Raw genomic sequence first — 23,115 nt, 5'->3', positions numbered from 1 at the left:
TACCGGACTCATTCCTTTTAATTTGAGCTTAATGTGTTTTGTATTGTAATAATCAATATAATCCTATAATTTACTGATAAAATCTTCATAGGAAGTAAACTCTTCTAAATATAATAACTCTGACTACAACAAACCAAAGAAGTTTTCCATCACGCTATTATCCAAACAATTTCCTTTTCGAGACATACTTTAGATAATAGCGTGATTATTTAATGTCTCCTGATACTCTGCATGTTGGTATTGCCACCTTTGATCTGAGTGTAGTATACATCCATGGCTATTGGGTCTTTCCTGAAACGCTTTATCCAGCATAGTTAATACCTGAGTTAATACAGGTCGTTCAGATATTTCATAGGATACAATTTCACCGTTATACAGGTCTAAGATTGGTGATAAATAAACCTTACGTCCAAACACGTGAAATTCTGTAATATCTGTGGTTCATTTTTAATCTGGCTTTGTTGCAGTAAAGTTTCGTTTAATAATATTTGGAGCGATTTTTCCTTCAGTACCGCTATATGAGCGGTACTTTTTTAGGCGAACTTTACATGATAAGTTTTCTTCCTTCATAATACGCATTACGACTTTATGATTTATATGAAGTCCTAATTTATGCAATGCTACTGTAATTCGGCGATATCCATAACAACCTTTATTCATCGCCACAAGTGTGCGAACAGACTCTCGCTCCTCTACATATTTGTCACCTTTCTTCATACTGGCTAAACGGCATAATATGTGCTACGACTAATACCAAAGTATTTGAGCATAAACCGAAGGGGATATGTGTTTCTTAATCTTTCGATAGTAATTGTTTGTACTTAATTTACAACTCTATTTAGTTTAGCAATTTCACACATTTCTTTTATAAAGTCGTCGTAAAAAGATATTTCATATTTTAATCAAGCATTTTCGGCTTCTAGTTCTTTAATACGTTCCTTATCTGATTTTTGGATTGAATCTACTTGTAGTTTAATTTCTTTTTTGGTCTTCATAGGTGATCTACCTTTAAGCTTAGGTTGTAATTTTAAAATCCTTCATCTAAATACTTCTTTTGCCATGCTGCAATTAGACTAGGATTATCTAAATTAAATAATTCTGCTGTTTTTTAAAGAATAACTTATTCTGCCACCTAATTTCAATAACTTTACCTTTAAACTTTACTGAAAATATACGTCTATTCATTTTTCTAGATAAAGAACTACTACTCTTATATTTGAATAACCAATTTTTATTATGTGTCTTGATATATTTAGATTGTTCGCTACAGACTGTATTCCAAATCCAATTTTAAATAAATTAAGAGCTTGATCCTTAGTTTCTTGAGAATATTTTGACATAAAAACTGCACCGCCTCTCCTCTTTTTTAATTTTTTGCATAAGAAAAAGCGACTAAAACTTCTATTGCTTAATCGCCTTATATCTCCAATATTTGGTTTTATTCAGCTCGGCAAACTGGGATTTCTCGAGCTACTCAATACCGTTAATCGTGACTAACCAAAATCTTATACCCCTCACTTCTTTCAGTACTTTTATATGCATCAAATATATGTTTTACTTTACCAAATTGCAAATCAAACAATCTTGTTGATGTTTCATTAACATTGTATGGAATTAAATAAAATTTTTCTCCTCCACATTTTCTTCGGACGGTATCAACAATATCAAAAGATTTCTCAACCAATATGTTATCTTCATAATACATATTATCCTTATCTATGCAATACATTTTATTCAAGTATGCCAATATTAAAGATGATAGTTTATATACATATGGCAAGCAATCATATTGTTCTATTATTTCAATTTCACTATTTGCTAAATTTTTATAAGAAATCTCCTTAAAGTCAAATGCACAATCTAATAAAGCGGGTTCAAACATGCATAATGATTCAAATTTTTGCTCATCTAAAGACAAGCCTTCATATATTGTTTTTCCGTATTCTTCATGTCTATGAATAAACTCAGTATCAGCGTTTTCACTCTTAGAAAAAATGCTTTTTCTATAACATTGCCTTTTAAACAAATATGTATAGTCTCCAAGTATTGCTGACAAATCATTCGCACAAGCTTTTTCATACGATATTTTATAACTGCTACTTTTTTTTATAAATGACTCAATCGAATTAATTGTCCATATACATTGCTTTCTCCAAAAAATAGCAAATAAAAGAGTAACCTTTTTATGACTCGAGTATTCATGTAGCACTTCATATTTATACTTCTGCAGTTCAAATGTTTGCTTGTCACCATCAACCAATTTTGCCTCAACTAAAATAGTCGCTGTCCCCATCTCATTTCCAGCTTCAAATATAATTTCATAATCTGGTACTTGTATCGTTTCTTTACTATTTTCAGGAAATTGTTCTTGTCCTAATGGGACAATACTTCTCACCCAAGGTAAAAGGGAAAATATACGTCTGAATAAATCTTCTGCCGCATATCCCCTCTCAAATCTTGGATATTTTGAAATTAGTTTTTCATCTGTAACTGTCCTTTCTAATAGTTTTTTTATTTCTTCATCATCAAAAGGTTTTCCCCTATCTCTAGCACATTTTGCAAGATCATAAACATTTCTTATTGATTGTATTGAATGGGCCATACTTTTATCTCCTAACAATTCAAATTTGATTATTTCTTTCCTTTGGTTTTGGTGCAGGTAGTTCATCATACATTTAATTGAATAAACCTGCTAGAAATTCTTTATTGTCAACATCATCTACCATTAGCATTTTCTTTGCTCCATCATATGGTAACTCATACTTTGCATTTGGCATACGTGCTATTACGGATTTAACAGGCTTCACTAAAAACCCATATCATAAATTCCACCCACAATTTTTCTGCGATAATAAATAATATCTTCGCCCATCATTGATCTATGTGTTATTTCTTCCAACTCGGATAGTTGTTCTAAAATGAAATCTAAATATCCTTTACTTGAAGCCATCCCCTACACCTCAAAAAATTTACATTTGTCTACACGACTTTAATCTTCTCATTTATCAGTTCAATATATGCTATCACTGTTGCGTCTATTATAGAAAGTCCATAAGAACTAAATAAGAAGCTAATGATAAAATATGCAGAATATCTTAACGATATACAGCAACGCCGTCCCTATGCCAAGCAAGAATGTCAGAAAAGCTGTCAAAATTTATAATATAAGACTAATCGAAAATAAGATAACTTTCAATATAAATCGCATACACTACCACTTTATTCTTTTAAACTTATGTAATGCTTACAATCATTATTTTGGTAGATAGTAGCTCTAAGCAACATACAAGCTATCAATTTCATTGATTTTTAACTTTGGTAGTAGCTTCAAAATCCTTGATTTCATTGAACTATTTACCTCTGCCGTTATTATGACACGAGTCCCATAATAAAGATTATATACACGGTAATTATTAAATAATTTTAAAATAAAGACGATAGTTTTAACGATACTGACGGTGTATAAAATTCACCACCCTTAGTACCTTCATAAGATGCAAACTGAGCAATACAATATTCATATGTTATTCCCAATAAATCCTTACTAGCCTTGGTACCGTCCATTTTGATTTCATTAGTAAAGAGGTCAACAACTTCTCCTAGAACTCTTTTATCTAAATCAGGGCTAGCATAATTCTTTGATAACACATTCTTAAGTGTTGTGTTCTCTTTTTTAATAGCTCTCATTGCATTATCAATAACAAGTCCAATTTCAGGTATATGTGCAGCAGATGCAATTGTGCTCCACCGAGCTTCTTCTGGAACAAAGAAAATATTTTCTTCAGCATATGCATCTCTATCATTTTCAAATCCATCACCTTCTTTTACAAGCGCTTCATAGCGTTTTTCAAAGGCACTCGATATGTAACGAAAAAATATTAACCCTACAATTACTTTTCGATATTCTGCAGCAGAGATATGCCCTAAAAGAACACAAGCCGCATCCCATATTTGTTTTTCAAACCCAATGTCTGTATTGTTTTTTCTGCCATGACTTATATACCCTCCTCATTAAAACTTACAAATCAAGATCATTTTCATGAAATCAGTATAATCTAGTAAATATACTATATATCCTAATATTTTTTATTATAACATCTTAGATAATTAGAACACACCCTCAATTCATTTATTTTTCATGTTGATAACAAATAAATATGATACTTTTACCATTTAAAAATACATATTTTGAAGACCTCTAAAAAAAGTCATCCAAAGACAGACTCTTTGGATGACTAAATTATATTATATTATATATTTTTATATGTTAGCTACTTTAAGTAAATCATCTCATTCCCACTCAATTGTAGCAGGTGGTTTAGATGTAATATCGTACACGATGCGGTTAATGTGTTGTACTTCGTTTACGATACGACGTGAGATTGTATCCAATACGTCGTAAGGGATGCGCGCCCAGTCAGCAGTCATGAAGTCTGTTGTTGTTACGCCACGCAATGCCAATGTGTAATCGTATGTACGGAAGTCACCCATAACGCCTACAGTACGTGTAGATGTTAATACTGCAAAGTATTGGTTGATACTGCGATCAAGACCAGCTTTTGCAATTTCGTCACGGAAAATGTAGTCCGCATCACGCAAGATGTCGAGTTTGTCTTTAGTAATTTCGCCCATTACGCGGATAGCAAGACCAGGACCTGGGAATGGTTGACGCCATACGAGGTAGTCAGCCAAGCCTAATTCGGAACCAAGTTCACGCACTTCGTCTTTGAAGAGATTGCGCAATGGTTCGATAAGGCCTTTGAAATCTACAACTGCAGGCAAGCCGCCTACGTTGTGGTGAGATTTAATAACTTCCGCTTCACCAGTACCGGACTCAATAACGTCAGGGTAGATTGTACCTTGTGCTAAGAAGTCAACGGAACCGATTTTACGGCCTTCGTCTTCGAATACGCGGATGAACTCTTCACCGATAGCTTTACGTTTAGCTTCTGGATCTTCAAGGCCAGCCAATTTATCTAAGAAACGTTTTTCTGCATCGACGCGGATAAAATGCATGCCGGAATCTTTGAAAGCTGCTTCTACTTCGTCACCTTCGTTTTTACGCATTAAACCATGGTCAACAAAGATACAAGTCAATTGATCGCCTACAGCTTTAGAAATAAGTGCTGCCGCAACAGAGCTATCTACACCACCAGACAATGCCAACAATACTTTGCCGTCACCAACGGTTTTGCGGATGTCTTCAATAGCAGATTTTGCATAGTTTGCCATTGTCCATGTACCTGTGAATCCACATACTTCGTACAAGAAGTTATGAAGCATTTCTTTACCATGTTCAGTGTGCAACACTTCTGCATGGTATTGCATAGCATATAATTTACGTTCTTTATTTTGCATGGATGCAACAGGGCAATCCTTAGTATGTGCTACGATTTCAAAGCCTTCAGGAACCTTTGCTACATAGTCAACATGAGACATCCAAACAACTTGGTCTTCTTCCAAGCCTTTGAACAATGGAGATGTAGTGTCCACTTTAGTAGGTGTTTTACCAAATTCACGGTTGTCCGCAGATTTAACTTCGCCACCCAATGTATGCGCCATAAATTGCATACCATAGCACATGCCAAGAATAGGAATACCAAGTTCAAAAATCTCTTTCTCAATTTTTGGAGAGTTTTCTTCATACACGCTGTTAGGACCGCCTGTGAAGATGATACCTTGCGGTTTTAATTCCTTAATTTTGTCCAGCGCTTTGTTGTATGGATATACTTCGCAGTATACGTGATTTTCACGAACACGGCGCGCGATCAATTGGTTATATTGACCACCAAAGTCAACAACAATTACAAATTCCTTGTTTTCCATGCCTTCCTCCATATGCATCTATTTGTGAAAGTATATTCACTATTTTTTATGCCCATACATTTCTGTACTGGGGGTGCGTTTTTCCGAGCTAAACGCTAATTTTTCATTACATTTTATTATACCATAGGAAGTATAACGACTCCATATATTCCGTATATAGATTATAAATAAGATTTTAATGTTCGGATTTCTAGCTATCACGCTTTAGGAGCCTTCCGTATATGAGTTAATTTGCTGACAATACTAAAAGATTTCTAGTTATCACTTTTTAGGAACCTCTCGTTTATACATTTTCACGGCCCCTACAGGACAGATGGAATAACAATCGCCACAGCCAATACAGCCTTTCCCAATGATAAACCGAGTCTTCCCTTCGGTGATGCATTGAACAGGACAGTCCTCAGCGCAAGCGCCACATTTAACACAAGTATCATCAATATTAAATTTTAGATTTCCCATTGTACATCACCTCCTATGTATTTTTTATTTATTAACCTTTACAAATCTACATAATCATAAGCACGTATTACGTGCCAAACTTAACAGTATCTACTTTTACTTCTTCTTATTTAGCTCATTATTGTACGCAATAGCCGAATAAATTGCTTTTGCCACGCCTTGGTGGTTATTATCTGTTGTTTTGTATCGTGCCGCTTCTTTAATGTTCGGCTTGCTATTGCCCATGGCTACACCAGCGCCCGCAAAGCGTAGCATAGATAGATCATTTTCGCTATCCCCTAGTGTCATCACCTCATCAGGTCTCAAGCCCCAGTGTTTGGCCAAAGCTTCTACGGCTGTACCCTTTGTAGTGTGAGGCAATACAAATTCTAGATTACCTTCACTAGAGAGCAATACATCATAAAAACGTTCACGACCTGTGCCATCATGGGAGAGCCCTTGGTATTCATCTCGTAAGTCTTGCAAGATGCGCTGACGCATCGGCTCGTCACCGTAGAAGATTTGAATTTTCTCAGGTCCTTCATCTAAGGCTTCCATATGAGCTAGCAAATCACATACCATAGTGCGCGTCGCTAAGATAAATGGACGAATATTAGGTCTAAAGAAGAAATTAGATTGCTCAATTTCACATTCAGACATCTTTACCTTTGCTACTTCATTGCCTTCCGCCAATGCATAGTGGTCGTACGTTGCACCTGGCAGACGAGTGTCCTCTATACCAGAAATTTGATTTTTTGTATTAGACAGATGATTATCCATTATGCCATGCAACGTCTTTTTATTACTGTTACTTCGTTCACAAGCACACGCCCCTAAGCGTTCAGGGGTAATGCATCTAGATGGCGGATACATGCCAAAGATTTGGTCTTTCACATAAGCCTCTACATATACGCCATAGGTTAACAGTTTGCGTAACAAGTGTAGAGCTTGTTCCTTATCAAAATTTACGTGGAATAGACTGCGGTTTTCATCCTTGTCCATCACATAGGCACCATTGGTGCACATGAAATACCGCAAGCACGGTAATTTTTCGATGACGTCATTCATCTCATTCCAAGCACGGCCAGAAGCAATAGCTACGCGAATGCCGCTTTCACGAGCTGCACGAATCGCCTCAATAGCATCCTCAGGAATTGTTTTCGCATCGTTTACCAAGGTGCCATCTACATCGGATGCGATAAATCGAATTGGTTTATCACCTACAAGACCAATATAATTTTTTATAGTTAATGTTTCCTTTGAGGACATACAGCCTCCCTTATAGTATCTAAAATAGGTTCATCAATATCTTGAATTCCAAATGAGTGTCCTTATAGTTTCCTTAAAGTATCTTCATAGCATCCTATGGTTATTCCCCTAGAGAGCCTTTAAATTCAGCTACGATTTCTTCTAAGGTTGTTGGGTTTTCTACGAGTCGTAGTAAAGCGCCACCAATAATATTAGCCCCATTGATGATGGTTTGTTCAATGGTAGGCTCTAGCATAGCGGCAGCAAATTCTTTAGAATGGCACACCTTCGGCTCGCCAGCGAGGCGCAATTTAGGATGGAATGCTGCACATTGATAGCTTACATTGCCAATATCTGAACTACCTCCAAGGGCTGCAGCACCTGGTTTAAAATCGAGGCTCATGTCGGCCATTACCTCTTCGATAAGCTTTGTGCCACGATTATTTTGGTTCATATCATCATAAGGGTTTCCATAAAACTCTACCTTTACAGTTGTACCGGTACAAAGGGCCGCCCCTTCAAAGACGTTTTTAATCTGTTTAGATAAGCCATTTAAGTACTCACGTTCTGTGTGACGCACAGTGACCTCTAATTCACCAAAGGCAGGAATCACATTGGATGCGGTGCCTCCAGCAATGATCCACGTGCCGATGCGCGTTTCAGGGCGCACTTGTTGGCGCATCATATCCATAGCATGGATAGCGAGTTGCACACCATTCACCGCATTGATGCCATTCCAAGGCTCGCCGGCCGCATGGGCCGGCTTACCGTAATACTTAGCACGGAAGCAATCGAGTGCCAAGAATTGTGAGTTAGGTCGCGTTTCCTCGCCGTCGAGGTGAACCATGATGGCAAAATCATATTCTTTAAACACCCCTGCATTGCACATATCCACCTTACACCCCATCGCTTCTTCGTCTGGTGTGCCGATAATATCGATGTCCATGTTGAAAGCTACGCCCTCTTCTTGCATTTTATGCAGCGTTAACGCAGCCAACACACTCATGGCACCGCTTGCAGAATGACCACACGCATGGCCTACCTCTGGCAATGCATCGTATTCACAAAGTATGGCTAAGCGACCTTTTGGATGTTCTACTTTTACGACAGACGCCTTGAAGGCAGTCGGCAAATCACAAAATTCATAGGTTACGTCCATGCCATATTTTTCGAGAACAGCACCAATGGTTTTGACAGACTCGAATTCTTGACTAGAAATCTCAGGGTTTTTAGCTAATGTATAATTCATCGCAAAAGCATCTGGGGCGAAGCTTTTACAAAGATCTGAAAATGTATGCGTAAGGGACATAGCTCCTCCAATAGATATAAATAAATTTATATAAATAAATGGATATGAACGGCTTTACCTAAGCCAATTTAAGATAAATTAATGCGGTTCGAAAACTAACATAAACAACAGAGATATGATATATCTAAAATTAGTCCAAATGAAAGCTATTTTTAAATATGAAACTCATGTACTCTTAATTATACAATGTTATTGCCTATTGGTGTAAAATTCCGTACAATATAAACAGAAATGTATAAACCATGTATATGGATGTTTGAGGAGGATACTATGTTTAAGTTCAAAAAATTGACAGCCATCGCCCTTGTAGCGGTAGCAGCATTGGGTTTATTGGCTGGTTGTGGCAATGACAAACCTAAAATGACACAACAAGAAGGCGTATTGCGTGTAGGTTCTGAAACTACATTCCCACCGTTCGAATTCACTGAAGGCGACAAATATGTTGGTTTTGACGTTGATTTGTCCGAAGCTATTTCCAAAAAAATCGGCCTAAAAATGGAATTCAAATCCATGGGCTTCGACGCTTTGATTCCAGCCGTTCAATCTGGCGATATCGACATGATTGCGGCAGGTATCAACGCTACTCCTGAACGCGAAAAAGTATTGGACTTCTCCGATGTGTACTTCGACCAAGGCGGTTTCATCACAGTTGTTCGTAAAGACAATACAACAATCCACAACATGGATGAATTAGCAGGTAAAACTGTAGGTGTTCAAATCGGCACAATCCCTGTTGAAATGGCTCAAAAAATCCCTGGTACAACAGTAAAACAAATCGATTCCAACGCTAATATCTTCATGGAATTGAAAGCCGGCACAATCGATGGTGCTATCATCGATAACGCAGTGGCTATGTACTACCTAAAACAAGGTGCTGATCAAGATCTTAAACTCGTAGGCGAACCTACTAAATCCCCAGGCACAGTTCTTGGCGTGAAAAAAGGCAACAAAGAATTACAAGCTGCAGTTAACAAAGCGCTTAAAGAACTTAAAGAAGACGGCACTTACCAAAAAATCTACGACAAATGGTTTGGTAATTACAACCAAAAATAATATCTATCCTTATGCTTTAGGGTAAATACAATCCCCTCTGAAAGATTTCAGACATCACATAAAATTTGTGACAACAGATCTTTTTCAGAGGGGATTTTTTACGCTTAAATACAACACATACTGAAGCTTCCATATTAAATTGTATTAAATACAGGCATATTAGAAATAAGCTAGTATATTGTGAGAACAGTTAGACGATATCAATATGATATCAATAGAAGACATACAGTTATACTAGCATTGCCTCTTTTACGGTACCTAGCGTTCGTTATATAATAAATATGTATTTTATAGTATAAAAGGAGGCCTAATGGCACAGTACTTTACGGAACGCCTACAAAAGGTCTTCCACATGATTTTTACATCGTATAATCAAAAAATGGCTCAAGAAGGCTTACGTCAGTTAGAACTCATCGTCAACAATCAGCAAGACGCAGTACAAACTGATCATCGCGCCTTGCGAAACGATATGACGCCCCTTCTTGAAAGTGATATAGATACTAAAGAGGACGCTCTCAAAATAGCCAACGATCCAGAGACCCGAGAGCTAGGTGATGCATATGCCCTCTTGGCACGTGTCTATGCAGGGCCTCGCTTTACCTGGGAAGAGTCTAACTTCCCAGAGGACAATATGCGTACCTATCAGTGCTTACACGATAGCATTCGCCGTTGTAGCCCTATCGGTACGTTACAAGCCTTGCGTATCAAAGGCTCTATTACGCCTACAGTGGAAAAGGATATGCAACTCTCCTTCGACGATGCTTTCCGCATTGTCTATGACCATGCGAATCGAGGCGATGCCTATTGCCAATATGTTATAGGTAATGTCTTTTTCTGGCGCGATGATAATCGCATCGACTCCGCTGAAGCTATGCTAACACCACCGCCCATGAGTTGGTCTAAACGCATCCAAAAAAGCCTTACAGCTGGCTCTGTACAGGATCGCATCGCCGCCTTGCAAGGCACCGTGCCAGACGAAAAATTACAAGAAAAAGCGTCCAGCCTAGCCAAAGAATGGTTTAATAAGGCTCTCGACAACGGTCTTGCCATGTTCCAAGGGAACTTGCGCAATATCTATATCGACGAAGCCGACTTTGCCAATGCGCGCCGCGTCGCCAAGACTGCGGCCGAGCTTGGCAACCCTGCCATGATGCTATATACAGGTCTCGACTGCCATGAAAACGGTAAATTCGAGGATGCTTTCACGTGGTTCACTAAAGGTGCTGCCTTAGGTCAATCTGAAAGCATTGCAGAATTAGCGGATTATTACTATCATTTCTATGATGCTAAAGTGTTACGTTCTACGATTCCCTACGATCCGGTAAAGGCTATTGGCCTCTACCGCCGTGCGGCAACAAAACAGTTTAGTGATGCAGGATATACCGCCTTACAGGCAGCCTTTGGCTATATCTTTCACATAGGCCACCTGCCTCTCGACTGGGGCCTCATTGCAGACTTAACGCATATGGCGGCTACAAAAGATCGTTTTATGTTCGCCTTGCCCTATATCGGTTATATGCGAATCCACGGTTTAGGGGTGACGAAAAACATTCGTTTCGGTGTACAATCGTTACTGCGTGTCTTAGATGAGGAGCAACGCGCCTTCGAAGAGGAAGATCGCGTTCTTTTCTACGATATTACGCGCGCTTTAACACGTGTTGCCTTGGGCTATGCCTACGAAAAAGGCTATGTAACAGGCAAGCCAGATTTAGATCAAGCCGTATCCTATTACGAGCAATCCCATCAATATATCTTGTCTCACAAAGCCAATTTGGATCCAGAGCTAAAAGATATTCCTATCGATGACGAAGCAAAAGAACGATTAGCGGCCTTTGAAGAGGTTGATGGTCACTGGCAGTATAAAGAAGGCGTTGCCGAATCCACTACTACGGTGCGCCCTGCGCCTTCCACTTGGCCTCAAGATGCGGCCCGTTTATCTGTGACAATGGACGACTTCCTGTGGGATACGACTTTGTACGACTGGCAAACCATCGAAACAGCCTTAGACTCACAAGAAGAAATGAAGCTCAGCTTTTACAATCATTTCCTATCCGTTCCAGATGCATTGCGCAATATCTTCAAGCTTGATGTAACGCGGATGCTACGAAATCATTATCAAGTAAGGCTACACGGTTATGATCCAACAGAAGGACATGAAATCGTTTATAAGGCCGTATACAACAAAGAAAATACCTTAAGCCTATTAAAAGAGCTCTACCATAATCGTCAGTTACCTAGTCTCGAAGAGAATTGGTCCATCGAAAAGAACGAAGAAAAGCCAACCTGGCACTACGTGCTCGATGTTGATCAACAGCCATTCTTGCTAGAGGAATACGACGATGCGAACGCTATGATTCAGACTGCCTTGCAAGGGTTGAAAGAGAAAAAGTACGAACAAATTAATATTCGCACCCATGACTTTGTGGGCCCATCCTATTTTATTTTTAAAGGTAATCAGTCGACCCCATTTAGAGTGCAGCTCTATCTGAAAGAATCTGCCCGTCACACCATCGATGAAGATGGAAACCAACAAGACACGCCTGGCAACACCTACTTATTCGAACAATATGTGGGGAACGAAGTGTCCTTAAACTATTGGATTCAAAAAACAATAAATACCTTGGAAATTCCTGAGCTAGATAATTGGAAACAATTAACGGTGCCAAAGGATTTACAAACATAAAAAGACCATCCCCAGTGAGCTGCTCCCCCAAAATTGGACACAATTTTGGGAAGTGAAGTTCAACAGGATGGTCTTTTTTTTGATAATTCCTATAATCTTAATAATAGAATTATTTTGATTATAGATTTTTTACTACAGCGTTTTTATTATAGTAGTCTTATGACAGCACTTTTATTATAGTGTTTTTACAACGCTGGCACAGCGTGAACAAAGTGTAGGGTGTTCACTATCTTGACCTACTGTATCGCGGTGGATCCAGCAGCGTTCACATTTTTCGAGACCAGAGGCAACAACAACTGTTGCAACGCCAGTTTCTTCGTCTTTTACAGCCTCTGATGGTGCAGCGCCGTTCACGATGTGAGCTTCGGATACGATAACGAGTTTAGCCAAGCCTTCTTCACCAAGGGCATGCAATGCGTCGAATGCAGCGCCTTCAGCGTATACTGTAACGGATGCATCCAATGGGTGACCGATTGTTTTGTCTTGACGAGCAAGTTCCAATGCTTTTTGTACGGATGTACGCAAGTCTAACAATTGGTTCCATTTATCAGACAATTCTTGGTTGAAGTGTTCTGGATGACCTTGTGGCCAATCTTGAAGCATAACAGATTCAGGCATGCCCTCTTCTTTAGGCATGTATTTCCATACTTCTTCCGCTGTGAAAGAAAGCACTGGAGATACCATTGCTACCAATGTTTTCAAGATTTCATACATCGCTGTTTGAGCAGAACGACGAGCTACGTTGTTTTTGCTTTCAGCATACGTAGTATCTTTCATTACATCAAGATAGATGGAGCTCAAGTCTACGGTGCAGAAGTTATGAATTGCATGGTATAACATGTGGAATTCATAATTTTCGTACGCATCAGTAACCTTTTGACGCACTTCTTCTAAGCGCAACAATGCCCATTTATCGAATTCGGACATATCTGCGTAAGCCACTTTATCAGTATTTGGATTAAAGTCATCCAAGTTGCCGAGCAAGAAGCGGAATGTATTACGGATCTTACGATATACTTCGGATAATTGTTTTACGATATCTTTAGACAAACGCACGTCTGCTTGGTAATCTGCGGAGGATACCCACAAACGCATAACGTCTGCGCCGTATACGTCGATGATATCACTTGGAGCCACCGTATTACCTACGGATTTAGACATTTTGCGGCCTTCTCCGTCCACAACGAAGCCGTGAGTCAATACGGAGTTGTACGGTGCCTTACCTGTTGTTGCCACTGCAGTTAACAAGGAAGAGTTGAACCAGCCGCGATGTTGGTCGGAACCTTCAAGGTACATAGCGCATGGTACGTCAAGATCGTTAACTTCAAGTACGCCAGCCCAAGAGGAACCAGAGTCAAACCATACGTCCATGATGTCTGTTTCTTTTTTGAACTCATCATGACCGCAATGAGGACATTTAAAGCCTTCTGGCAACAATTCTTTTGCACTGTGCGCCCACCATGCATCGGAGCCTTCAACGGCTACTTTTTCAAGCAATGCAGCCATCGTATCATCATTTACAATATGCTCGCCACAGCTTTCACAATAGTAAATAGGAATTGGCACGCCCCAAATACGTTGACGAGAAATTACCCAGTCACCACGGTCGCGCACCATGTTGAAGATACGGTCATGACCCCATTTAGGAATCCATTGCACTTGGTTATCGATTGCATCAAGCGCTTGTTGACGGTACCCATCTACAGAGGAGAACCATTGTTCTGTAGCGCGATAGATGACAGGATTTTTACAACGCCAGCAGTGAGCGTATTGGTGGCGCAAACTAGATTTGTGAAGTAATGCATTGTTATGTGCCAAGATTTTGATTACAGGCACTTCTGCATCGTGAATTTCTACGCCAGCCAATGGGAATTCAGTATCGCCATAACGGTTGTCGTCTACTTGTTTAGTGTAGTTACCAGTTTCGTTAACAAGAGAAATGATAGGAAGATTAGTTTTACCTTCCTTGTTATAACGCATAACGATGTTAAAGTCGTCTTCGCCGTGTGCAGGCGCTGTATGTACGCAACCAGTACCTGCTTCAAGTGTTACATGGTCGCCACACAATACAGTGGATGTACGTTCTACGAATGGATGTTTAAATTCAGCTAATTCTAAATCTGCCCCAGAGAAGCGGTTTACGATTTCGTAGTCTTCGATACCAATATCTTTCATCGCCGCGTCAACAAGTTCAGTAGCCATCAAGTAGTATTCGTCGCCAGCTTTCACCCAGCCATATTCTAGATCAGGGTTAACGGAAATAGCTACGTTGGCAGGCATTGTCCAAGGAGTAGTTGTCCAAATAACAGCATATGCTTGTTTAGGATCTACGCCAGCTGGCAATGTTACCTTTTTCTCGGATACGTAAGGGAATTTTACGTAAATGGAGAAGGATTTTTTCTCAGCATATTCGATTTCTGCCTCTGCCAATGCAGTTTCGCAGTGCGTACACCAGTATACAGTTTTAAGACCTTTGTAGATATGTCCGCGTTTTGCCATTTCGCCAAAGATGCCGAGTTGTTTTACTTCGAACTCAGGACGCAATGTCAAGTACGGACGGTCCCATTCGCCTAATACACCAAAACGAATGAAGTCTTGTTTTTGTGTTTCTACGCACTCCAATGCATATTCCTTACATTTATTGCGCAAGTCCAATGGAGCCATTTCATGACGGTTAAGACCAGTGTTCTTAATAACCGCATGCTCGATTGGCAAGCCGTGCGTATCCCAACCAGGAATGTAGCGAGTATAATGACCAGTCATTGTTTTGTATTTCATGATGATGTCCTTCAACGTTTTGTTGAGGGCATGACCGATATGCAATTTACCGTTTGCATATGGAGGGCCATCATGCAAAATGAATGGCTTTGCATCTTTACGCAACTCCAAACGTTTTTGATAAATCTTGTTATCTTCCCAGAATTTTAAGATTTCTGGTTCGCGCTTAGGCAAATTGCCGCGCATTGGGAATTCTGTTTCAGGCAAATGTAACGTCTTACCGTAATCCATGCTGTGCTCCTTTTACATAAAAAAATCGCCCGCCCCCGAAGGGACGGACGTAATATCCGTGGTACCACCCTACTGACTCTCGTTACTTGTGAAAGCCACTTAAACATATAACGGTGTTCACCGGCGGCATTGCCGCTTGCTCCAAAGTGATCCGCAAATCTCTAGATTTCCAAACCTTTCAGCCCATGAGTTTGGTCTCTACTAAATCCGTCTGAGACATGCCGTCTTTTTCAACGCAATATTCATATAATAGATAATTATAGGACTCAAAGGGGGAAATTGTCAAATATTTCATTTCTAAATTTAACAGAACCTACATCCCCTATTAAGCAAAAGAAAAAGCCTACTTACGTAGGCTTTATTGTATATACAATTATTAAATAGCACTCATGAGAATTAGTTCAAGAATAATAATTGCAATGCACACGTACATGAATTTACGATCCATGTCGTCAGTTGGAGTTTCTTTAAGACCAGTGCGAGCAGCTTCTTCAGCAGTAATTACTTCATAGCTCATTGGAGATCCATATTGGTTATCACCTTCATCACCCTTTTGAGCGAGTAGATAAATAATATAGATAATACCAAATGGAATCAAGCTAATCAAAAGCATCCAACCACTTTTACCAATGTCATGTAAACGACGAGCAGCAAGACCAATGGAAGGCAATAGAATTGCAAGATTATATACTATAGAAATAAGACCTACAACACTTGCTAGCGCAGTATCCATTACAAGAGCACTCAATACATTGAAGATACCAGCAATAACAATTGTGATACCATAGAAACGCCAATATTCACTGCGGCTTGCACGATCTTTGAAATTAGCATAATTACCCATAATCGTATGTTTAAAATTATCTACATACGAAAGATTTTTGATAGACAAATCAGTCATAATCTTCTCTCCTCTATAAATAACAAATAAATTCTTCTTGAAAATATTATATCATTACTGTTGACGATTTTGAAAATCAATGTCTATATGTTTTGGGAATAACCTATGCTTTATATTTCATTATAGGATACATCATAAACTACATCGCACTAGTCATAAGTAGTTTATCTACCAAGAACCAGAGTACAAAGATAGCGCAGAATAGTCCTGCAGTTAGTCCCATAGATGGCGTAGTATCAATAAGACCTAATTCACGGGCCATTTGTTTTGTTACAACTACTTGACCGTTAGGGGGGCCAAAGCGATTTGGTTGGCTTTCACCAGGCAGAGCCATAAGGATCAACAGGATAATGGTCCCTATTACAGGGATGAATCCAATAAATACGAGTCCTCCTGAGCGGCCTTGATCGTGTAGACGTCGCACTGAAACAGCCACGCCAGGAATAACCATAATCACGGACAAAAGGACAAGGATGACCAAACCAAAACCTACGCCTACTACGCTAGATAGTGGGCTAATATAGCTCAAAAAAGCACAAGTAAATAGAATGGCCACAAACAACAATTGATAGACTAACAAGAAATGCCAATATTCACTACGACTTGCACGACCATCAAAATCAGCATATTTATAAACCAAACATTGTTTAAAGTTTTCAATCAAGCCTAGATTGTATTTATCTAACGAGATTTGTGGTCTACTAACATGCCCACACTCTGGGCAGTAACAATCTGTTTTCAACACTGCATGTCCACAATAGGGACAAGATTTCATAATAAACTCCTTCTAGCTACAAACAGAAATCAGCAAAGATTACGATGTCCTGCTGTACTTAACACATATAACAACTAAGATATTCTTTATTTATTAATATCTAAGTTTTTAAATTCATCTGAAATTCATTTTACTATAAAGTGTTATATTGTCTATAAAGGAGATGTTAAACTTTTATAAAATAAAATAATGGGATTGTTAATAAATGCAGGTGATTATTACATGTATCCATTCCCATTAATTCCATACCATAATATCTCTCTAATGATATCGGCAATAATAATAGATTGGATAATAAAGATGGCAATCCCCATCGCCCAATCTTGGCGACGAGATGGAGTTTCTTCTAGTCCTGTAGCCTTGCTGATCTCAGGAGTAATAGGTGTATAGCCGGTTCTTTCACCATAGGAATTCTCTCTTTCATCGCCACGACGCAATTCGTAAACGAGGAATATAAAGAAGCCTATAACAGGAATAAATGAGATTAGCTGTGTCCAACCGCTCCGACCAATATCATGCATACGCCGCGCTGTGATAGCTATATTGGGAATTATAAAGAAAAGAGATACCCCTACAGCAACATTATCAATAAGTGTTTCATAATTAGGAAAGCCCAAGGTACTACAAAGTAAAGCTAAAATCCCAAGTAATCCTTGTATCAGTGTAACGCCTGCCACGAATCGCCAATATTCACTACGGCTAACACGGCCGTTAAAATTAGCATAATTTCTAATGCCTAATTTGAAGACATCAGTATAATTCAAATCATATATATTTATGGTTGACATAACCTAATCCTCCTCCGCGGCTTCAATAGCAACAATGCCCCAGCCTTTGCCTTCATTATGTAAACGAACTAATAGAGGCTCTAGATTATCTTCAAAGGTAACAGTAAAGCCCATATAATTTACAACAATATCATCATCTTGGTCTTGGGAAACATAGTCAAGCTGTATCGCTTTCACCTTATGAACCTCGTCCTTAGCCATGGCTTGTTCCCATAGTTCAAAGGTACCATATCGCTCCATAGCACGAGCGCTCAAATAACGATATGCACCACGATAATCCTTTTTGTTGAGGGCTTCATAATAATTACTTACCACAGTACGCCCCTCTGTTGTAGCCGTTTCACTTTGTAAAAGCCGATTGGCTTGTTTCGTTAACGAACTAGGTTCCAAATTGCCATACGCAGTCTCTTCTACCATAAAATTATGATTAATCATTGTACTACCTGCACTAGTGGCTACGCATCCTAATACTAATATGGCCACAATAAAGAGGCCCGATACGGAACGTTTTTCCTCTGATTCATTAGATATAGGCGATGTGCGCTTACAGAATAGATACAATAATGCAAGCCAGCCTAAAAAAGGAACCAATAGTAAAATCATCAACATCGGATCATTATTAGAGTCTCGTAGCCGTCTTGCTATTAGCATAATCTTCGGCAAGCATAACAGGATGGACAATACAACTAATACGCCGCCACCGATAGAGACAGCATAAAGAAATCCGTACGGTATGTAGGTTGCAAGACCTGTAATACATATAATTAAGCCATATACAAAGGATATAACACTTATGGTGAGCCAAAAATCGGCTGTATTTGTACGTCCTTTACTGTTTGCATAGTTTTCCACTAGCTCACGATAGAGGATTTCGTATACTCTCTGTTTCATAAAACTCCTACCATAATCTTAGATAATAAATATATATAGATATTCCTATTATACTATGATTTATCAACTTAGTTGATTCATTTTTTGTTCATGAAATATGCTATACTACAGATGTATTTCTTACAACTAAAATTCGTACAATCAATTATACAGGAGATAATTATGAAAGCTAAATTAATGAAAGCAATAGCCTTGGCCAGCTTAGGTGCCTTCTTAACAGTTGGTATTGGTGCCAATGTAGCCCAAGCCAAAGATTACCACTTCAAAATCGGTGAAAATCATCGCATGGTAAAAAATGATGATGGCACAGTAGATAGTAGCGCTCATCCATGGTACAAAGTAAATGATAAAAAGAAAAAGCACAGAAAGCATAGAATATCTGAACGTGAAAAACATGATAAAAATGCAACAGCAAAACGCAGTGAACGACATCAACGTTCTGAATCCTCTAATGACTAAGCCTTGCGCATAATACATATTACTAGCCCTAAAAACACAAAACTAAATTAACTAACCAATGAAAAGGACGTTATACATTGTATAACGTCCTTTTGTGTTATCCCCTATATAATTTTTCCCAAGGCTATATGAGTTATTATGTTATGCGCCAGCCTTTAGAACAGCTTGTTTCATGGATTGTACGTAATCAAACAACGCTTGATCCGCATGTTCACCGTGTTCTGCCACGATTTTAACGATAGCAGAGCCTACGATGGCTCCATCGGATACGCGCGCCATAGCTTCTGCTTGTTCTGGCTTGGAAATACCGAAACCAACAGCTACAGGGATATCCGTATATTTGCGAATGGTTTCAACAATAGATTTGATATCCGTCTTAATTTCACTGCGCATGCCTGTAACGCCAAGGGAAGATACACAGTATACAAAGCCTTCTGCGTCTTTGGCAATCATTTCGATGCGGTTTTCAGATGTTGGCGCAATTAAGGATACCACTTCAACACCATGCTTATGAGCCACACTAGCGAGCTCGCCTTTTTCTTCAAACGGCATATCTGGCACGATAACACCAGAGATTCCCACCTCTTCACAGAGGGTAAAGAATTTTTCACGACCGAATACGTAAATAGGATTCAAATAAGTCATGAATACGAGCGGTATAGTCACTGCATCATCACCAGTACGTAAACGACGCACCAAATCAAAGATATCATTGATTTTTACACCTGTGGAGAGAGCACGCGTGCTCGCCTCTTGAATAACTGGGCCTTCCGCGGTTGGGTCAGAGAAAGGAATACCAATTTCTACCATGTCCGCACCGGCTTTCACCATCACGCGAATATAACGTTCTGTATTTTCAATACCGTGATCACCAGCACTAATGAACGGGATGAATGCCTTGCCCTTTGTGAAAGCGTCTTTAATTTTACTCATGAAGATCCACCCCTCTGTATTTCGCCATAGCCGCCACGTCTTTGTCGCCACGACCGGATAAACAAATAATAATGATGTCGTCCTTGCTCATAGTAGGAGCAATTTTACGTGCATGTGCCACCGCATGAGCACTTTCAATGGCTGGAATAATACCTTCCAAGCGAGATAAATATTCAAAGGCATCGACTGCTTCGTCATCTGTAACAGGCACATATTCAGCACGACCGCTATCGTGCAAGTACGCATGTTCAGGACCGATGCCAGGATAATCAAGACCTGCAGAGATAGAATATACTGGAGCAATTTGGCCGTCTTCGTCTTGGCAGAAGTACGATTTCATGCCGTGGAAGATACCAACAGAGCCCTTCGCGATTGTCGCCGCATGTTCTTCTGTATCGATGCCACGACCTGCTGCTTCACAACCGATGAGACGAACACTTTCATCTGGAATGAAGTGATAGAACATGCCCATCGCATTAGAGCCGCCACCTACACAAGCCATAACAGCTGTTGGTAATTTTCCTTCTGCTTCGAGGATTTGCTTACGCGCTTCACGGCTGATAATGGATTGGAAATCGCGTACAATCATAGGGAATGGATGAGCACCCATAACGGATCCCAATACGTAATGCGTATCGGACATGCGGTTTGTCCATTCGCGCAACGCTTCGGAAACCGCATCTTTCAATGTGCTAGTCCCTGTTGTTACTGGATGCACCTTAGCACCTAGTAATTTCATACGATATACGTTAAGTGCTTGACGTTCACAGTCCTCTGCACCCATGTATACTTCGCATTCCATGCCCATCAACGCAGCGATAGTAGCCGTTGCCACACCGTGTTGACCTGCGCCGGTTTCAGCAATAACACGAGTCTTACCCATTCGTTTTGCCAATAACATTTGGCCGATTACGTTATTCAACTTGTGAGAACCAGTATGATTTAAGTCCTCACGTTTTAAATAGATTTTGGCGCCTCCAAGGTCCTTTGTCATGCGATCTGCATAGTATAAAAGGGATGGACGACCTGTATATTTTTTATGTAAATCCTCAAGTTCGTGTACGAAATCAGGATCATCTTTGTACTTGTTGTACGCCTCTTCCAATTCGATGACTGCATTCATCAATGTTTCTGGCATAAATTGACCCCCAAAGGAGCCAAAATAACCATGTCTTTGTTCACTCATATAACTTACCTTTCTATATTCCATTCCTGCTAGCACGCCATATTATGGCATTGCTATTGTTCTCACAATGTTGGTGAAAGCTTTAATTTTCTCATCGTCCTTCACGCCATCTGTTTCAATACCGCTACTGATATCGATGCCGTACGGTCGAACCGTACGAATGGCACGCGCCACATTGGTGCTATCGATACCACCAGCCAGCATAAATGGTCGTTCAAACTCGTCTAAGCAAGACCAATCGAACACTTCCCCCGTACCACCGCGCTCGTCTTTGTGGTACGCATCAAATAATAGCATATCCGCACTGCTATCGATCCACGCCTCTGCATCTGCAGCGCTACGGATTTGAACAGCCTTCCAAACCTCTACATTAGTACGTTCTTTTAAGGATTGGATGAAAGCTTCATCTTCATCACCGTGCAATTGCACCACATCAAGATTGGCTTCTGTAGCAATGCTAACGAGATTATCTAGCGTTTCATTGACGAAAACGCCGACAGTTTTAATAGCTTCTTGATGTATAAGCGTCGGACTTGCATTTTCTGTACTAGTCAGTATCCCTTCATGCGCATCACCAGTTGCTGTTCCTTCTTGCACAGCACCAATTACTGCTCCATCTTGTACTACATCATTACTACATTGTACTTCTTCTCGACTATATCGATTTCCATATTGCTTATGTAGTTCTTCAACCAATGTTTTAGCTTGGTCTACAGTGACTTGTCGTTTACTTGGTGCAAATACAAGGCCCATATAGTCTGGTTTTGCTTCTACTACAGCAGGGATTGTTTCTACTTTTGAGATTCCGCACATTTTAACCTTTAGTGTGTAATAGGTTGGGCCATAGAGATATGCTAATTTTTCCACCTTGTTAGGAGAACGCATAAAAGTTTCACCCATTAAAGCTACGCCGATATTGTTATCACGCAATACTTGGATGTCCTCTGGCGTTTCAAGGCCGCTTTCAGATACGAAAATCACATCGTCTTGCACGAGATTGCGCAAACGCACACTGTTTTGTACGTCTACGGTGAAGTCTTTCAAGTTGCGATTGTTAACACCGATAATACGTGCACCGCAATCAATGGCCATTTGTACTTCGTTCTCATCATGAGCCTCTACCAAGGAAGATAAGCCAAGAGAATCTGCTAGCTCACGGAACTTTGTCAGCGTCGGCATATCAAGGCATGCACAGATTAAAAGGATGGCACTAGCGCCCCAAACCTTCGCTTGGTAGATTTGGTATTCATCGATGATGAAATCTTTACGTAGTACAGGGATTTTTACGGTGCTAGCGATTTCTTGTAAATATTTTTTATCACCCTTAAAAAAGTCTGGCTCAGTCAAAACCGAGATAGCCGCAGCACCAGCCACTTCATATTCCTTGGCGATGTCTAAATATGGGAAGTGCTCTGCTATGATGCCTTTTGATGGAGATGCCTTCTTCACTTCGCAAATAAAGTTGAAGTCTTGCTGACGAAGGGCTGCTTCGAAAGGAAATCCTGTGTCCGATGGTAATGCTAAGGCTGCTGCTTTCACAGTCTCAGGCGTTTCCACCTCTTTTTCTTGGGCTACCCGAATTTTGGTAGCCTCTATAATCTTATCTAAAATCAATG

Annotated in this window: 20 protein-coding genes and 1 pseudogene; 3 read left to right on the top strand and 18 right to left on the bottom strand. The window is 39.7% G+C overall.

The genetic code is table 11. From position 1 onward, the window contains the following. From HMPREF1865_RS09700 to HMPREF1865_RS04395, 10 genes and pseudogenes are all read right to left on the bottom strand, one after another. Nucleotides 1-60 (bottom strand): annotated as a pseudogene (locus HMPREF1865_RS09700) (IS3 family transposase); the annotation flags it as partial. A 129-nt stretch (nt 61-189) separates the two neighbouring features. Further along, entirely contained in the window at nt 190-432 is a 243-nt protein-coding gene (locus tag HMPREF1865_RS09695) for a DDE-type integrase/transposase/recombinase (RefSeq protein WP_081094602.1), read from the bottom strand. 15 nt (nt 433-447) lie between these two features. Beyond that, on the bottom strand, nt 448-717 hold the full coding sequence (locus HMPREF1865_RS09490; RefSeq protein WP_081094601.1) for an IS3 family transposase: 270 nt from the start codon (nt 715-717) through the stop codon (nt 448-450). A gap of 766 nt (nt 718-1,483) precedes the next feature. Continuing rightward, nucleotides 1,484-2,602, bottom strand: a complete 1,119-nt coding sequence (locus tag HMPREF1865_RS04425) for a hypothetical protein (RefSeq protein ID WP_060919326.1) — start codon at nt 2,600-2,602, stop codon at nt 1,484-1,486. A gap of 204 nt (nt 2,603-2,806) precedes the next feature. Further along, nucleotides 2,807-2,950 carry a hypothetical protein gene (locus HMPREF1865_RS09735; RefSeq protein WP_462218733.1) on the bottom strand — a complete coding sequence of 48 codons (144 nt, stop codon included), beginning with the start codon at nt 2,948-2,950 and terminating at the stop codon, nt 2,807-2,809. Nucleotides 2,951-3,423: 473 nt separating this feature from the next. Next, a complete protein-coding gene (locus HMPREF1865_RS04415; RefSeq protein ID WP_230949602.1) occupies nt 3,424-3,918 on the bottom strand; it encodes a type I restriction-modification system subunit M N-terminal domain-containing protein in 495 nt (164 codons plus the stop codon). Between the two features lie 372 nt (nt 3,919-4,290). Continuing rightward, nucleotides 4,291-5,826, bottom strand: coding sequence for a glutamine-hydrolyzing GMP synthase (guaA, locus tag HMPREF1865_RS04410; RefSeq protein ID WP_060919325.1), 1,536 nt, complete (start codon nt 5,824-5,826; stop codon nt 4,291-4,293). A gap of 261 nt (nt 5,827-6,087) precedes the next feature. After that, on the bottom strand, nt 6,088-6,285 hold the full coding sequence (locus HMPREF1865_RS04405) for a DUF362 domain-containing protein (protein WP_060919324.1): 198 nt from the start codon (nt 6,283-6,285) through the stop codon (nt 6,088-6,090). Between the two features lie 96 nt (nt 6,286-6,381). Further along, entirely contained in the window at nt 6,382-7,533 is a 1,152-nt protein-coding gene (locus tag HMPREF1865_RS04400) for an HAD hydrolase family protein (RefSeq protein ID WP_060919323.1), read from the bottom strand. A gap of 100 nt (nt 7,534-7,633) precedes the next feature. Next, a complete protein-coding gene (locus HMPREF1865_RS04395) occupies nt 7,634-8,821 on the bottom strand; it encodes an amidohydrolase (protein WP_060919322.1) in 1,188 nt (395 codons plus the stop codon). A gap of 270 nt (nt 8,822-9,091) precedes the next feature. On the opposite strand from HMPREF1865_RS04395, the gene HMPREF1865_RS04390 reads away from it, so the two are divergent. Both HMPREF1865_RS04390 and HMPREF1865_RS04385 read left to right on the top strand, forming a co-directional pair. After that, nucleotides 9,092-9,874 (top strand): basic amino acid ABC transporter substrate-binding protein, encoded by a 783-nt coding sequence (locus HMPREF1865_RS04390; protein WP_060919321.1) that lies wholly within the window; start codon nt 9,092-9,094, stop codon nt 9,872-9,874. Nucleotides 9,875-10,184: 310 nt separating this feature from the next. Next, entirely contained in the window at nt 10,185-12,557 is a 2,373-nt protein-coding gene (locus HMPREF1865_RS04385) for a tetratricopeptide repeat protein (RefSeq protein WP_060919320.1), read from the top strand. Nucleotides 12,558-12,731: 174 nt separating this feature from the next. Here HMPREF1865_RS04385 and ileS read toward each other — a convergent pair whose 3' ends face one another. From ileS to HMPREF1865_RS04360, 5 genes are all read right to left on the bottom strand, one after another. Then, nucleotides 12,732-15,566 (bottom strand): isoleucine--tRNA ligase, encoded by a 2,835-nt coding sequence (gene ileS / locus HMPREF1865_RS04380; RefSeq protein WP_060919319.1) that lies wholly within the window; start codon nt 15,564-15,566, stop codon nt 12,732-12,734. A gap of 376 nt (nt 15,567-15,942) precedes the next feature. Then, nucleotides 15,943-16,467, bottom strand: a complete 525-nt coding sequence (locus tag HMPREF1865_RS04375) for a DUF805 domain-containing protein (protein WP_230949599.1) — start codon at nt 16,465-16,467, stop codon at nt 15,943-15,945. A 139-nt stretch (nt 16,468-16,606) separates the two neighbouring features. Next, nucleotides 16,607-17,242, bottom strand: coding sequence for a DUF805 domain-containing protein (locus tag HMPREF1865_RS04370; RefSeq protein ID WP_004697807.1), 636 nt, complete (start codon nt 17,240-17,242; stop codon nt 16,607-16,609). Nucleotides 17,243-17,460: 218 nt separating this feature from the next. Beyond that, nucleotides 17,461-18,030: a DUF805 domain-containing protein gene (locus HMPREF1865_RS04365; protein WP_060919318.1), complete on the bottom strand. Its 570-nt coding sequence runs from the start codon at nt 18,028-18,030 to the stop codon at nt 17,461-17,463. Nucleotides 18,031-18,033: 3 nt separating this feature from the next. After that, nucleotides 18,034-18,921: a DUF805 domain-containing protein gene (locus tag HMPREF1865_RS04360; RefSeq protein ID WP_060919317.1), complete on the bottom strand. Its 888-nt coding sequence runs from the start codon at nt 18,919-18,921 to the stop codon at nt 18,034-18,036. 162 nt (nt 18,922-19,083) lie between these two features. Here HMPREF1865_RS04360 and HMPREF1865_RS04355 point away from each other — a divergent pair, with 162 nt between their 5' ends. Further along, complete coding sequence (locus HMPREF1865_RS04355; RefSeq protein WP_004694119.1) at nt 19,084-19,380, top strand: hypothetical protein; 297 nt, start codon at nt 19,084-19,086, stop codon at nt 19,378-19,380. 141 nt (nt 19,381-19,521) lie between these two features. Here the strand turns inward: HMPREF1865_RS04355 and trpA are convergent, their stop codons facing one another. The 3 genes from trpA to trpC are packed head-to-tail and all read right to left on the bottom strand — an operon-like array spanning nt 19,522 to nt 23,113. Then, the gene (gene trpA / locus HMPREF1865_RS04350) at nt 19,522-20,313 is read right to left on the bottom strand and encodes a tryptophan synthase subunit alpha (protein WP_060919316.1); all 792 of its coding nucleotides are present in this window, start codon (nt 20,311-20,313) and stop codon (nt 19,522-19,524) included. Then, nucleotides 20,306-21,499 (bottom strand): tryptophan synthase subunit beta, encoded by a 1,194-nt coding sequence (gene trpB, locus HMPREF1865_RS04345; protein WP_060919315.1) that lies wholly within the window; start codon nt 21,497-21,499, stop codon nt 20,306-20,308. Before trpB ends, trpA begins: the two co-directional genes overlap by 8 nt. 42 nt (nt 21,500-21,541) lie before the next feature. Next, nucleotides 21,542-23,113, bottom strand: a complete 1,572-nt coding sequence (gene trpC / locus HMPREF1865_RS04340) for an indole-3-glycerol phosphate synthase TrpC (RefSeq protein ID WP_060919314.1) — start codon at nt 23,111-23,113, stop codon at nt 21,542-21,544. Nucleotides 23,114-23,115 lie beyond the last annotated feature (2 nt).

It is taken from the genome of Veillonella parvula, from assembly GCF_001553335.1.
Taxonomy (GTDB): Bacteria; Bacillota; Negativicutes; order Veillonellales; family Veillonellaceae; genus Veillonella; species Veillonella parvula_S.
The sequence above is the reverse complement of the archived record's forward strand: the minus strand, read 5'-3'. Positions and strand labels throughout refer to the sequence as shown.

Bases quoted from the DNA above. Each gene is read 5' to 3' on its own strand.
- HMPREF1865_RS04375 (WP_230949599.1), bottom strand. From the start codon at position 16,467: ATGACTGATTTGTCTATCAAAAATCTTTCGTATGTAGATAATTTTAAA.
- HMPREF1865_RS04355 (WP_004694119.1), top strand. From the start codon at position 19,084: ATGAAAGCTAAATTAATGAAAGCAATAGCCTTGGCCAGCTTAGGTGCC.
- HMPREF1865_RS04370 (WP_004697807.1), bottom strand. From the start codon at position 17,242: ATGAAATCTTGTCCCTATTGTGGACATGCAGTGTTGAAAACAGATTGT.
- HMPREF1865_RS04395 (WP_060919322.1), bottom strand. From the start codon at position 8,821: ATGTCCCTTACGCATACATTTTCAGATCTTTGTAAAAGCTTCGCCCCA.
- HMPREF1865_RS09490 (WP_081094601.1), bottom strand. From the start codon at position 717: ATGAAGAAAGGTGACAAATATGTAGAGGAGCGAGAGTCTGTTCGCACA.
- HMPREF1865_RS04360 (WP_060919317.1), bottom strand. From the start codon at position 18,921: ATGAAACAGAGAGTATACGAAATCCTCTATCGTGAGCTAGTGGAAAAC.
- ileS (WP_060919319.1), bottom strand. From the start codon at position 15,566: ATGGATTACGGTAAGACGTTACATTTGCCTGAAACAGAATTCCCAATG.
- HMPREF1865_RS04365 (WP_060919318.1), bottom strand. From the start codon at position 18,030: ATGTCAACCATAAATATATATGATTTGAATTATACTGATGTCTTCAAA.
- HMPREF1865_RS04390 (WP_060919321.1), top strand. From the start codon at position 9,092: ATGTTTAAGTTCAAAAAATTGACAGCCATCGCCCTTGTAGCGGTAGCA.
- trpB (WP_060919315.1), bottom strand. From the start codon at position 21,499: ATGAGTGAACAAAGACATGGTTATTTTGGCTCCTTTGGGGGTCAATTT.
- HMPREF1865_RS04425 (WP_060919326.1), bottom strand. From the start codon at position 2,602: ATGGCCCATTCAATACAATCAATAAGAAATGTTTATGATCTTGCAAAA.
- guaA (WP_060919325.1), bottom strand. From the start codon at position 5,826: ATGGAAAACAAGGAATTTGTAATTGTTGTTGACTTTGGTGGTCAATAT.
- HMPREF1865_RS04400 (WP_060919323.1), bottom strand. From the start codon at position 7,533: ATGTCCTCAAAGGAAACATTAACTATAAAAAATTATATTGGTCTTGTA.
- HMPREF1865_RS04385 (WP_060919320.1), top strand. From the start codon at position 10,185: ATGGCACAGTACTTTACGGAACGCCTACAAAAGGTCTTCCACATGATT.
- HMPREF1865_RS09735 (WP_462218733.1), bottom strand. From the start codon at position 2,950: ATGGCTTCAAGTAAAGGATATTTAGATTTCATTTTAGAACAACTATCC.
- HMPREF1865_RS04405 (WP_060919324.1), bottom strand. From the start codon at position 6,285: ATGGGAAATCTAAAATTTAATATTGATGATACTTGTGTTAAATGTGGC.
- trpA (WP_060919316.1), bottom strand. From the start codon at position 20,313: ATGAGTAAAATTAAAGACGCTTTCACAAAGGGCAAGGCATTCATCCCG.